The sequence below is a fragment of the Synechocystis sp. LKSZ1 genome (genome assembly GCF_040436315.1).
GTDB lineage: Bacteria > Cyanobacteriota > Cyanobacteriia > Cyanobacteriales > Microcystaceae > Synechocystis.
On record NZ_AP031572.1, the window covers coordinates 2,112,211 to 2,125,005 of the forward strand.

At 53.9% G+C, this 12,795-nt stretch carries 12 protein-coding genes; 5 read left to right on the forward strand and 7 right to left on the reverse strand.

Going from position 1 to position 12,795, the window contains the following annotated elements; all coding sequences use genetic code 11:
* Positions 1-4: 4 nt before the first annotated feature.
* From ABXS88_RS09815 to nfi, 3 genes are read right to left on the reverse strand one after another with little or no spacing between them, the layout of a single operon-like run.
* Positions 5-1,360 (reverse strand): Mur ligase family protein, encoded by a 1,356-nt coding sequence (locus ABXS88_RS09815; RefSeq protein ID WP_353671863.1) that lies wholly within the window; start codon positions 1,358-1,360, stop codon positions 5-7.
* A gap of 20 nt (positions 1,361-1,380) precedes the next feature.
* Positions 1,381-2,664, reverse strand: coding sequence for a methyltransferase domain-containing protein (locus ABXS88_RS09820; protein ID WP_353671864.1), 1,284 nt, complete (start codon positions 2,662-2,664; stop codon positions 1,381-1,383).
* Positions 2,665-2,686: 22 nt separating this feature from the next.
* Positions 2,687-3,334: a deoxyribonuclease V gene (gene nfi / locus ABXS88_RS09825; RefSeq protein WP_353671865.1), complete on the reverse strand. Its 648-nt coding sequence runs from the start codon at positions 3,332-3,334 to the stop codon at positions 2,687-2,689.
* 62 nt (positions 3,335-3,396) lie between these two features.
* Between nfi and ABXS88_RS09830 the strand changes: the two genes are divergently transcribed.
* Complete coding sequence (locus ABXS88_RS09830) at positions 3,397-3,702, forward strand: hypothetical protein (RefSeq protein WP_353671866.1); 306 nt, start codon at positions 3,397-3,399, stop codon at positions 3,700-3,702.
* A 3-nt stretch (positions 3,703-3,705) separates the two neighbouring features.
* Positions 3,706-5,184, forward strand: a complete 1,479-nt coding sequence (locus ABXS88_RS09835) for a DEAD/DEAH box helicase family protein (protein ID WP_353671867.1) — start codon at positions 3,706-3,708, stop codon at positions 5,182-5,184.
* 118 nt (positions 5,185-5,302) lie between these two features.
* Here ABXS88_RS09835 and ABXS88_RS09840 read toward each other — a convergent pair whose 3' ends face one another.
* Positions 5,303-7,816 carry a S8 family serine peptidase gene (locus ABXS88_RS09840; protein WP_353671868.1) on the reverse strand — a complete coding sequence of 838 codons (2,514 nt, stop codon included), beginning with the start codon at positions 7,814-7,816 and terminating at the stop codon, positions 5,303-5,305.
* Positions 7,817-8,049: 233 nt separating this feature from the next.
* Complete coding sequence (locus tag ABXS88_RS09845; RefSeq protein WP_353671869.1) at positions 8,050-8,475, reverse strand: hypothetical protein; 426 nt, start codon at positions 8,473-8,475, stop codon at positions 8,050-8,052.
* 54 nt (positions 8,476-8,529) lie between these two features.
* On the opposite strand from ABXS88_RS09845, the gene cofH reads away from it, so the two are divergent.
* Positions 8,530-9,696, forward strand: coding sequence for a 7,8-didemethyl-8-hydroxy-5-deazariboflavin synthase subunit CofH (gene cofH, locus ABXS88_RS09850; RefSeq protein WP_353671870.1), 1,167 nt, complete (start codon positions 8,530-8,532; stop codon positions 9,694-9,696).
* 51 nt (positions 9,697-9,747) lie between these two features.
* Positions 9,748-10,620, forward strand: coding sequence for a fructosamine kinase family protein (locus tag ABXS88_RS09855; protein ID WP_353671871.1), 873 nt, complete (start codon positions 9,748-9,750; stop codon positions 10,618-10,620).
* On the opposite strand, the gene ABXS88_RS09860 is transcribed toward ABXS88_RS09855, so the two are convergent.
* Positions 10,617-11,276, reverse strand: a complete 660-nt coding sequence (locus tag ABXS88_RS09860) for a GUN4 domain-containing protein (protein WP_353671872.1) — start codon at positions 11,274-11,276, stop codon at positions 10,617-10,619. The two genes, ABXS88_RS09855 and ABXS88_RS09860, sit on opposite strands and share 4 nt — an antisense overlap.
* An 89-nt stretch (positions 11,277-11,365) precedes the next feature.
* Here ABXS88_RS09860 and ABXS88_RS09865 point away from each other — a divergent pair, with 89 nt between their 5' ends.
* Positions 11,366-12,358, forward strand: a complete 993-nt coding sequence (locus ABXS88_RS09865) for an aspartate carbamoyltransferase catalytic subunit (RefSeq protein WP_353671873.1) — start codon at positions 11,366-11,368, stop codon at positions 12,356-12,358.
* On the opposite strand, the gene ABXS88_RS09870 is transcribed toward ABXS88_RS09865, so the two are convergent.
* Positions 12,355-12,783, reverse strand: a complete 429-nt coding sequence (locus ABXS88_RS09870; RefSeq protein ID WP_353671874.1) for a hypothetical protein — start codon at positions 12,781-12,783, stop codon at positions 12,355-12,357. The two genes, ABXS88_RS09865 and ABXS88_RS09870, sit on opposite strands and share 4 nt — an antisense overlap.
* Positions 12,784-12,795: the final 12 nt, after the last annotated feature.

Sequence of the window (12,795 nt, forward strand, 5' to 3'; positions counted from 1 at the left end):
GGCCCTAGAGAATTTTGCGGCCCGTCAGAATTTCTCGGACTTTCAACATTGCCGAATAGGTCGGCAGAATATGCAGAGTTTCCAGGTCAGGAGTATGGTCGAGGGCCTGTTGGATGGCCAGGGCCAGGTCGGGTTCCACTAAAAGCTGGAATGAATCATCGGCAGCTAAGCTATCCCGACTGTACTGCAATCGCAGGGCCATGTCGTAGAGGCGGTCACCGCTGACAATAAAAGTACCACCGGATTGCACCAGAGCCTCGGTATCCACATCCCAGATCCAAGAGACATCAGTGCCATCAGGAATGCGGTCATTGAGCACCAGCAAAACCGTCGAGGTTTCACCCTGGGCCTTGAGGTCATTGACGGCACGGATGGTTTCATTCATGCCCACGGGGTTTTTGGACAATAAAATGCGAACGGCTTTCCCCTCAATGGTCAATTCTTCCGCTCGGCCAAAGGCCGCTTTGAAGTTTTTAATATTGTTGAAAATCTGCGGTGTGGCAATGCCCAATTCCTGGGCCACCAGACCAGCTGCCAGGGTGTTGTACTTGTTGTAAACCCCGATCAGGATTTGGGGCCATTCACTACTATGGAAAGCAGGCTGACTTTTGCTAAAACCGCAACCTGGACAAGAAAAATCTCCTAAATGGGAGAGATACACGCCTTGGTAGTCGAGGGGATGGCCACAGCGGGGGCAGTAAATAGAATCAACAGCATGGGGAATGGCTTCGAGATAGAGTTTCGGTTCCGCCAGGCCGAAATAGCGAACGGTTTGGGGTAACTGTTGGCCTAGGTAGGAGAGGGTCGGGTCATCCGCATTGAGCACCACCACCGTTTCCGGGGGCAGGGGGGTAATGGCAGCCTGCCAGCGCTGACTAATGCTATCGACTTCACCGTAGCGGTCGAGTTGGTCACGAAACAGGTTCAGGGCCAAGATCACCCTAGACTGACAATCCTGGAGCACCAGGGGCAAGACATTTTCATCGACCTCTAGGATGGCAAAGTCCGTCTGTAATTGGCCAATCAGGTTGGTATCAGCCAGCAGGGCCGTCGCCAAGCCATTGATTAAATTGGCCCCCGTGGCATTATGAGTTACTCGCAGACCCTGGTCTTCTAGGATCGTGCGCAGGAGCAGGGAGGTCGTCGTTTTACCGTTGGTTCCCACCACCAAGATGACCCCCTGGCGAACCTGTTGGCAGAGCAGGGCCAGCAAACGGGGCTGGAGGCGGCGGGCAATGGCCCCCGGCATCACACTAGCGGCCCCGAGGCGGAGGAATCGGACAAGGGCCGTAATCGTTTTTGCTAGGCCAACAGCCAGGCCCAGACGAAGGCGGTCTCCTGTGGAAAGTTTACTACCCATAATGCCGTGAAGAGGGTGGACTAATCCCCTACTGTACAGGGATTTGGCCCCGTCAATTGTAGGCGATAGACCACCAGGCCGAGGAGACGCTGATCGGTGGACTGGGGATCAACCTCCGAGGGCCGAAAGGGATTGAGGATCACTAGCCGGAAGGAAAGAATCGGCTCTTCCCCAGGACGGGGTTGAGTTAGGGTCGCGGGCAGGAAAAACTGAATCCAGCGCCGTCCCACCAGGGTAAAACTGCCTACCAGATAGCTTTCCTGCCAGAGTTGAAAGGTTATTTCCCGGCCGCCACTATTGGCCTCCAGACAAAAGGCATTGGCCCCAGGGGGAACCCGGAGACGCACCACCGCCTGAGCTTCTGTCCAACGGAAATGGGGCGGTTCATTTTCGAGGGGATACCAACCTTCTCCCAGTTGGATCTCCTCGCCCTGGCCCATGACGATCTGGGTTTTCGTAAAACGATTAATGTTGCTGGCATGGCCCCAGAGATGACTGTAGAGCCATTGGGGGTACTGGGGATAATGACTTCCCGGTAATGCCCGACAGAGGGCAAAGAGATTATCTCGATAGCTGCGCCAGGGTGGGAGGGCTGTCAACCACTGTATCCAGGCTGGACTGGGATAGACATCATCCACCGTCACTTGCACCTCAAAGTTGTGGCACTTGAGCAATTCAGTCAATTCGTGGGCCGTAAACTCCCGGTTGTGGCGGCCATAGACCCCGTAACCTGAATAGCTGTGCTGGATATTCCGGCCTTGCAGGAGTGCCAGTACATTTTTGAAGCTAGCAATATTGGGGGTGGTTAACAATAGATAGCCGCCGGGTTTAAGCAAACGATGGATTTCCGCCAGCATAAAACTGGGATCCATGATTAAATGTTCGATAATTTCACAACAGAGAATAATATCAAAAGCCTGGTCTGGAAAGGGAAAAGGGTCGGTCTCCAGGTTAAAGAGGGGATAGGTATATTCGTGGTCTTCCTGATAGGCTCGACTACGAATCCTCTCTGTTTTAGTCCCTCCTCCTGGGGTGCGATAGTCGGCAAAGAAATTGGCGGTGCTAACGTTATAACCAAAATATTTTTGAATCAAAAAGGTCATAAAGTAAGGAGAGGCCCCTAGTTCCAGTACTTGCACCTCACCGGATAGCACGGGTAACTGTTCGAGGGTTTTGCGGAAACGCTGTAGGTGGGAATTAATGTATTCTTCCCCTTCTTGGGAGCGGCCCAGTTGCTCAAACAGGTCAAAGCTGAGCAGATAGGTTTTGAGTTCGGAATCCGGGGGCAGGGAGGAAATCGCCATGGCAGGGGATTGGGGAGGATACTCAAGCAGAATAGGATTTACTCAGTTTATCCGCTAGGCGGGTCGGTTCTGGTAAACGATAGCGGCTTAAACAGGCCTTCACGTAATCTAAGACGGTGGGTAGGTCAAGACGATGGCCTTGGGAAATGTAGAGGGGCCTGACCCCAACACGAGAGCGCAGAACCGCACCGATGGTTTCCTGCTGATCCATCAGGGGCACCCACTGGCCTTTTTCAAGAGGCACCGGGTCATGCAGGCCGACCAAACGGGATTTGGCCACGGCAATGGTGGGTTTATCGAGAACCACGCCTAGGTGACAGGCCAGGCCAAAACGACGGGGATGGGCCAGGCCCTGGCCATCCACCAAAATCATGTCCGCTTGCTGGTGTAGTTTATGCCACGCTGCCAACAGGGCCGGTAATTCCCGAAAAGAGAGATAGCCAGGGATATAGGGAAAACTCGTGAGAATTTCCGCAACGGCTGTCTCTAGAACCTCCAGGCCGGGATAGCTCAGGACAACGATGGCCGCCCGGCTCAGACGGCCCTTTTGGGGAAAGGCCACATCCACCCCGGCAATGGTCTGGGGCGGGGTGAATTGATTATGGAGAATGACACGATGGCGCAGTTCTGCCTGGATTTGCTGGGCCTCGGCCAGAGAGGGGATCACCATAGGGAGAGAGCAAGCTTGATAATATAAAGTTAACCTTTGGCCCTTGCTTAGACTTAAAAAACATGTCCAATCCTTCCGATAGCGAGACGAAAATTCCTCAAGTTGAAGTGGATTTTGACCCGGCTTCTGTTCCCACCCTGACGGAAAAACTCGGCCAACTACAACGGCAATTCCAACAGTGGTTTGCGACCCTACCCAACCCGGCCAAGGTCGCAGTGGTCATTGCCCTAATTTTTGTGGCCCTTTCCCTCTTGACCAAAGTGCTACACTTGGTCGCCTCCCTGATCAGTGTGGCTATCATGGCCCTGGTGCTGTACGGGCTCTACCGCATTTTTCTGCGCCCCGATTCCTCGAATCTGCGCCCCTAACCCATGGCCCGTTCTCCGACACTGACCTACGACCGTGGAACCTTGTTACTTCATCCGCCGCCGAGGGGCCAGGCCTGGATTCAATTTGTCACCTGGGATGACCGTGTTGAAAAATTTCGCCTGCCGGCCTACCGCTACCGGGCCTTGGTGGAATGTCTCCAAGCTGAACAGATCGAATTCATCGACCAGGCCAGGGCCTTTAGCCCCCTGGAACTGATCCCCAGTATTGAGCGACAACCCTTTCCTCACCAAGCAGAGGCCCTCAAAGCCTGGAAAAAGGCTAATCGTCAAGGCGTCGTCGTTTTACCCACAGCGGCTGGCAAAACCTTTGTGGCCCAATTGGCCCTTCAATCGACCCCCCGAACAACCCTGGTGCTGGTGCCAACGCTGGACTTGATGCACCAATGGTACGAGCAAATGACCAAATTGTTTCCCCAGACGGAGGTGGGCCTGCTAGGGGGCGGCTCGAGCGACCGCAGTCCGATTTTGATCTCGACCTACCACAGCGCAGCGATCCATGCCGAAAGCCTGGGGAATCGCTATGCTCTGCTCATTTTCGACGAATGCCACCATTTGCCCAGTAACTTTTTTCGGGTGATTGCGGAATATTCCCTGGCCCCCTACCGTCTTGGCTTGACCGCGACTCCCGAACGCAGTGATGGCAGTCACCAGGAGTTAGACCATCTGATTGGCCCGGTGGTGTACCACAAAGTTGTGGAAGACTTGGCCGGAGGAACCCTAGCTGAGCATCGAGTGGTGCAGATCAAGGTGAAACTGTCGACTGAAGAACGACAACGCTACGACCAAGCGATCCAGACCCGCAATGACTTTCTACACCAGACAAAAATTAGCTTGGGTAGTTTAAGCGGTTGGCAACAGTTTGTGATAGTCAGTGCTGGTTCAGCCCAGGGCCGCCGGGCCATGCTGGCCCACCGCGAGGCGAAGGAAATCTCCCTAGGTACCGAGGGTAAACTGCGGGTACTGGCGGAGATTTTGGCGGAACATCAACCAGAACCGATCTTGATTTTTACCAACGACAACGCCACGGTCTATTGCATTTCCCAACAGTTTTTGATTCCGGCCCTCACCCACCAAACGTCAGTCAAAGAACGCCACGAAATTTTGTCCGCGTTCCGTGCCGGTCAATACTGTGCCCTCGTAACGTCCCATGTTTTGAATGAAGGGGTAGATGTCCCCAGTGTCAAAATTGCGGTGATCCTTTCGGGGACAGGTTCCACCAGGGAGTACGTGCAACGGTTAGGACGAATTCTGCGTAAGCATCCCGAAGGGGCCAAGTTGGCCCTGCTCTATGAAGTCGTGGCGGAGGATACCAGCGAAGAAAAAACGGCCCAGCGGCGTAAGCAGGCCAGTTACCGCCCAGAAGGGACGGTGCGGCAGTTGGAGCTATTACCTGGCCAGCAAGTGCGTCCGCTCCGAGCTGCCGAGGGCGGAGACAGCTATGGTTGGGAGGAAGAAGAGTAGGTATTACACTAAATCCCTAAAGCTCGACTACATCACTAGACCTCACTGTCCCCTTGCTAAGGGCAGGTGCCGGAGGCGGAGGGGTAAGGATCTGTAGCCCTAATTTGGAGGATTGGTATTATCCATAGGCTAATAGTTTCGGGGCCAGAAGTTCCGCATCTTGACTGTCGAGATAGCGCGTTGGCCAAAGGGCCAGGGAATCAGCTTCATTCCCGACCTGGAAGAGAGAATCAGTCTCCGTAGGGGTGAACGAAGTCATCTCTGCAATCAAGGCCGGAGAACCGGGAATATTGGCTGGCTCCATAGGATTTTTCTGAGTCGGCCCAGTGGCGTTGCTCAAACTTAAGAAAACAGAGCTGTTTGAGTCAGTCACCGCTAAGCTTTCCAAGGATTGGACGGATAGACTGCCTGTCCCCAGACTGCCCACTCCTGCGCTATTAGCCGTCAACACATTGCCGGAGGTTTGCATCAGAATTTTTCGGACTTGGGCATCGGTCAAACTCGCCTTAGCACTCAGCATTAGGGCCACCACGCCTGCAACATGGGGCGTCGCCATAGATGTGCCACTGAGGGTTGTGTAGCTATTATTGGGCCGGGTGGAGTAAATGTCGACTCCTGGTGCATCGACAAAGACCATAGCAGAATTACTACCGGCCTTATTAGAAAAAGAGGCCATCGTATTGTTTTGGTCAACGGCTCCCACGGCAATGCCCCAACTCGTGGCATAGCGGGCTGGGAAAATCGGCTGGGAGGTTCCGGAATTACCAGCGGCCATCACCACAATCGCCCCTTTACTGCTAGCGTATTGCACCGCAGATTGTAGTTCGTTGCTACTACTAGAGCCACCTAGGCTTAGATTTAGCACCTTGGCTCCATTATCAACGGCATAGCGAATGCCCTTGGCAATATTGCTCAAACTGCCAGAACCCGAGTCATTGAGTACCTTCACCGGCATGATTTTGGCCCCGTAGGCGATGCCCGTCACACCAAAATCATTTCTTTCCCCTGCAATGGTGCCAGCGACATGGGTTCCATGGCCATTGCCATCCAGGGTGTTGCTATTGTTACTAGCAAAGTTCCAGCCATAGACATCATCCACGTAACCATTGCCGTCGTCATCTCGCCCGTTACCGGGAATTTCGCCGCTATTTACCCAGATATTGTCGTTGAGGTCGGGATGGTTTCGGTCAACCCCTGTATCCAGAACTGCGACGATAACGCCTTGGCCGGTGTAATTTTGGGCCCAGACCTCTGGGGCCTTAATTAAATTGGCCCCCCAATCATTCGCACCGCCAAAGGTGGGGACATCGGCAAAGGGGGACTGACCTAAGGCGCTGGCCACCGCCGCTGCGGCATTGATCAGGCCATAACCAGAGGTAGAACTATAGTTGGCGGTGGTATCGACGGTAGGAGGCGGGGGAGGAGCAGAGACAACGACTTCCGTGGCACTCAGGCCCAGGATATAGTCTGTATTGCTATTGCTGTAAGGATAGACCCGGATGTAGTAGGTTCCTGCACTCAGTTGTTGGGTAATACTTTCCGTCCCTGTTCCCCGTGCTTGGGCCGTTTGTAGAGAATTGCCATTGCTATCGAGGAGTTGCACATCGGCATCGCTGACAAGGCCCGACAAACTCAGATTAAAATCACTGGTTTTGCTGAGGCTAAATCGGTAGTAATCGTTGGTATCCTCGGCCCCGACATAGTCACTAAAGTTAGTTGGTGTTGAACTAAGGGTAATACTGCGGGCTGTGGCGAGGGTATTGCCGGCATTATCTGCTGGGGGGGGGGGAGGCGGTGGCGGCAGAATAACTTCAGTGGCACTCAGGCCCAGCGTATAGGTGGTGTTGCCGCTGTAGGGATAGACTCGGATGTAATAGGTTCCAGTATTGAGTTGTTGGGTAATACTTTCCGTCCCTGTTCCCCGTGCTTGGGCCGTTTGTAGAGAATTGCCATTGCTATCAAGGAGTTGCACATCGGCATCGCTGACAAGGCCCGACAAACTCAGATTAAAATCACTGGTTTTGCTGAGGCTAAATTGGTAGTAATCGTTGGTATCCTCTACTCCGACGTAATCACTAAAATTTGTTGTTGTCGGACTGAGGGTAATATTGCGAGCCTCATTTAAACTATTGCCGGCATTATCAACTGGACTGGGCGGCGGCGGCGGCGGAACAAGGGGAGTTCCTTGAACAGTTAAGACGTAGTTGGTACCACGAAACCAAGAACTGCGATTATAAACCCGGACGTAGTAGGTACCTTCAGTAAGTTGACTCGCAATTGCCTCTGCCGATGTTCCTGATAGTGTAGAACTAGCCAAGATGGTTCCCGCACTATTCAACAGAGCTACATCGGCAGCATTACTCAGGCCCGTCAAACTCAGGGCAAAATTATGGGTTGCATTGAGGGTAAAGCGGTAGTAATCATTGGCATCTGACCAACCAACGTATCCCGTGACGGCGGTGGGGGTTGTTCCTACTGTTAGAGGAGTGGCAGAACTGAGGGAGTCGTCTAGCGCATAAAAATCGGAGCCAGCAGGGCCACTGTCCCGAGTTCCCTTGAAATTGAAGCGACTGCTTTCTAGGCTTTGGGCCATTTCCTGAATCCAGGCCAGGGTTAGGACTGAACTACTCAAGGATGAGACGGGGGCAGCGGTATTGACGAAAGGGTCCCCTAGGTCGGGTGCCAAAGGGCTAGCATACGACTGGCCAGGATTAGTCGTCATTGCACTCAGATCTAGATTGGAATCCATAAACATAAGTCAGTCCCTTTTACGTAATCCAAAAATTTAAATAGTATTATCGTGATACTAAGATTCTAATCACCTATTCACTCCAATTTTAGCGAGGAAGAGGAAAGCTGGGTAGCTCATGGCTCTCGGTTGGTTCCTCGCGTGTGGACACCTCTTTTCGGAAAAATCCAGGGCCAAAGGGGATGCTTGGGGCCCTTGGCTTGGATGTGTTGTACTCGTCTTCGAAGACGTAGCGTTTCCCGAGGCGATAACCCCCAAAGGATATGGATACTTTGGCGTACCAGGACAGCAGCGGTTAGTCCTAAACAGAGAAAGAGGGCCAAAGCTGGGCCTAGCTGGAACATCAGAGCATAGCGCACCCCGGCCCAGGTAAAGTATTCCCACAACAAGCTAATATTCTCTCGAAATTGCCAGAGGGCCCAAGGGGCCAGGGTACACCAGGCTATCCCCACCACCAGCCAGCGTCCTGTTAACTGAGCATGATAAAGCTGGCGTAGCGGTCTATTCAAGGAGCGGAGAGGAGTCGGGGCTAATTTGGTCACGGCATTCCCAGGGAGGAGTAGGATAAATGGAGCGCTTCTTTTTATCCTATCGGAATGGCCTTTGTTTCCTATCACCAGTACCTAACGGATGCGTCCCCAGAGGCAATTCTTGAGTCAATTCTAGCTAAAGCGTTGGCCCAAGAAGACTTGACGCCGGAGGAAGGTTGTTTCCTACTCACCTGCCGGGATGACTCGGCTTGGTTGGCCATTCAGCAGGCAGCGGATCAGCTCCGGGCTAATCTGGTGGGGGAAACCGTGACCTACGTGGTCAATCGCAACCTGAATTTTACGAATATCTGCGAGCAACACTGTAGTTTTTGCGCCTTTCGCCGTGATGCAGAGGATAGTGGGGCCTTTTGGCTGACACCGGCCCAAATCCTAGCCAAGGTGGAAGATGCTATCACCCAGGGGGCCACGGAAATTTGTATGCAGGGAGGCCTAAACCCAGCGGCCCAGCTCCAGGGGTCTGCGTTAGCTTTCTACGAAGATTTAATTAGCACAATTAAATCGGCCTTTCCGGCCCTCCATCTCCACGCCTTTTCTCCCCAGGAAATCCAATTTATTGCTCGGCAAGACGGTCTGGATTTTGAAACTGTTCTCCAGACCCTCCAGACAGCGGGGGTCGATTCGTTACCGGGAACTGCGGCGGAGGTCTTAGTCGATTCCGTTCGTCACATCATTTGTCCTGAGAAAATTGATAGTCAAACCTGGCTCACCATTGTCCACCTAGCCCATCGTTTAGGCCTGCCCACCACCAGCACGATGCTCTGCGGCCATATTGAAACGCCGGCTCAACAGATCCAGCACCTGGAACACCTGCGCGCGTTGCAACAGCGAGCTATTGCCGAACAACTCCCCGCCCGGATCACGGAATTTATTCTTTTACCCTTCGTGGGAGAACTGGCCCCGAAACCCCTACGCCATCGAGTCGGCCGCGACCAACCCTCCCTCTCGGCAACCCTACATTTAACCGCAGTAGCCCGTCTTTACCTAGGCAAATGGATCGTGAATCATCAACCCAGTTGGGTTAAATTAGGCCTAGCGGGAGCTACCGAGGCCCTGCGCTGGGGTTGTAATGACCTGGGAGGAACCCTGATGGAGGAACATATCACCAGCATGGCTGGGGCCAAAGGGGGAACGGCCTTGACCGTGACCCAATTACAAGGGGCCTGTCAAGCCCTGGGGCGGCCCTACCGTCAACGCACAACTTTGTACCACTAATCTCTCCTGGCCACAAATACTGGCGGGAGCCCAGTCTCAAGCTCTGAATTTATGTGGAACGTTATTACCGATGCCATCGCTGTCCATACCGGCCGTCCCTTTGTCCTCGAACAACGGCGGCCCGTGAGCGGTGGCTGTATCAATCAAGGTTACTGCCTCCAGGGCCAGGGCCAAGCCTACTTTATCAAAATCAACCAATCCCACCAGGTCGATATGTTTGCCGCCGAGGCCTTGGGGCTTCAACAAATGGCCGCCACCCATACCATCCGCGTACCACGACCGATTTGCCATGGCGTGAGTGGGGGCCAGAGTTATCTGGTACTGGAGTGGTTAGACTTTGGCCCCGAGAGCGCCGAGACCTGGACAGAAATGGGACGACGCCTAGCAACCCTGCATGCGGCCCCTGGCCCCTTCAAATTCGGCTGGGAGCAAGATAATACCATTGGTTCCACCCCCCAGATCAACACCTGGACGCTCGACTGGGCTAGCTTTTTTACCGAACATCGCCTGGCCTATCAACTGCAACGGGCCCAGCGCAAGGGCGGGCAATTTCCCCAGACCCAACAACTTCTGGAAAAGAGCCGACGGCTTTTGGCTGCCCATCAACCCCAACCGGCCCTCGTTCATGGCGACCTCTGGTCAGGCAACGTGGCCGTTTTGACGACAGGAGAGCCGGTGATCCTTGACCCCGCCACCTACTACGGCGACCCGGAAGTGGATTTGGCCATGACAGAGTTGTTTGGAGGCTTTCCCGCCGCCTTCTATCGGGGGTATCAAGAAACGCGGCCCATTTCCACCGACTACCAAATCCGCAAAACGCTCTACAACTTGTACCATATTTTGAACCATTTTAATCTGTTCGGTGGCGGTTACGCGGGCCAGGCCCAGCGGATGATCCAACAGATTTTAGCGGGCCCGGTTTAAAGCGAGGGCCGGAGGGAGGGCTTGGGAGACGGCGTTGGATTGGGACTGGAGACAATCTTGCAGGACTGGAGGCGGCCCATCAGGCCAGTGTACTCTAGGCGACCGCCGTTGATTTGGTACTCATCCCGAGGATTGGGGAGATGACCCACCGGGGCCTGGAGCGTATAGTTTAGGTTTTGCTTGAAGATTGTCCACTGATTATTCTGGCGCCAGCCAATTTCTTCGCCAAATTTATCGTAGGCTTCTGGGGCCATCAGTCGTCCAGGACGATTGCCAGTTTTGACAAAAATATCGTATTGCACGGAAAAGCCAAAGCGGCCCTTAGAGGCGGTTTTCCAGAGAGTATCAATGGTTTTCAGATCCCAGCAGGGCAGTTTTTCAATATCTTCGCCTCGGAACCAGCCCTGGGCAATTCGACCAGCAGCAGTGAGCAAGAGACGATGGGTAATTTCATTTGCCTTCTGGAACTGCTGATTGTTGAGGGCCACCTGGAGGGGAGTATAGTCAATTTTGGTTTCCGGGGAAATGAGAGACGATTCGCTTACCAGCTTGGGGGCCGTGGGGGGTTGGGCCAAGGACAAGCTCACCCATCCAGGGCACATTAATGCCAAGGCTACCGCCAACGCCAGGTTTTTTTTCGTCGAAGACTGAATCATAAATAAAAGACTGAGCAACGGAAATATACGGGAAAAGCCATCCGAATCCTACAATAACATAGGAGTTTTTGCCCCCCGAGGGAATAATCGTGACTGGCTGGACAAGACCACATATCCTGAATTTAGCGGATTGGAGCGCGGCGGAGTTTGACATTGTCCTGCAAACCGCAGCGAGTATGGCACAAGTCCTGGCAGGACGGACGAAAAAAATACCGGCCCTCCAGGGCCAAGTGGTCACGAATCTCTTCTTTGAACCCTCGACCCGCACACGGAGCAGTTTTGAGCTAGCGGCCAAACGCCTGTCGGCAGATGTGATGAATTTTGCTCCTGGCAGTTCTTCCCTGACCAAGGGCGAAACCATTCTAGATACGGCCAAAACCTACCTGGCCATGGGCACGGATATTATGGTAATTCGCCACCAACAGGCCGGGGTACCCCAATTTATTGCCCATCAGCTAGACCAATTGGGAGCCGGGGTTAAAGTGTTGAATGCCGGCGATGGCCAGCACGAACATCCCTCCCAGGCCCTGCTCGACCTCTACACCATTACCCGCCAACTCGACCGGGATAATCCTCGGCTAGCGGTGCTCCAGGGTAAAAAAATTGCCATTGTGGGGGATATTTTGCATTCTCGAGTGGCCCGTTCCAATATTTGGAGTTTGTTGGCCGCAGGAGCCGATCTACACCTGGCTGGCCCACCGACCCTCTTGCCCCTGGCTTTTGCCCAGTTGCGTCCCGTCGATAGTCCGGGGCAATTAACTCTGCATTGGCATCTAGAACCGGCCCTGGTGGAGGCCGATTTTGTCATGACCCTACGCCTGCAAAAGGAACGCATGACGGCCCATCTGTTGCCCAGTCTACGGGAATACCACCAACAGTTTGGCTTGACCCATGCCCGACTCCAGGCCTGTCACCCCAGCGTCAAACTACTACACCCCGGCCCTGTGAACCGAGGTGTGGAAATGAGTTCGGAGTTAATGGATGATGCCAACCTGAGTCTGATCCAAGACCAAGTCACCAGCGGCGTTGCCATTCGCATGGCCCTGCTGTATCTCATCGGCACCGCTGGCCCTGAGGCCTAGTCGAGATAGCCCATCAAGGTACTGAAATCATCAATGTTGTTGGAGGCCACGGGACGGTTCCCCATCACTGAGTAGGTTTCGCTAATTTTGAGATGGCTGAGGGCGATGGGGCGATTGCCCGAAATGCTTAGGCTACCACTGACTTCCATGGTGCTGGCCGTAACGGGGCGAGCACTGCCGACCACATTGTAGGTATTAATCACCTTAAGGTGACTGGCCTCAATGGGGCGATTATTGGGAAGGTCGCTGGGTTTGTCCAGTAGTTGCAGACCCGTCGTTGACCGACTGACAGAGAGGGCCAAACTTTCTTTGTCGGTCTCCGTTTTGGGTTTGCGGTTCCGGGCGGCTGCCGCTTTGGCCGTCTCGGCGGTTCCGCTGGTTTCCGGGGTTACGGGGGGATTGGATTCAGGCTTTTCCACAGTCATCAGCTAGCGCTC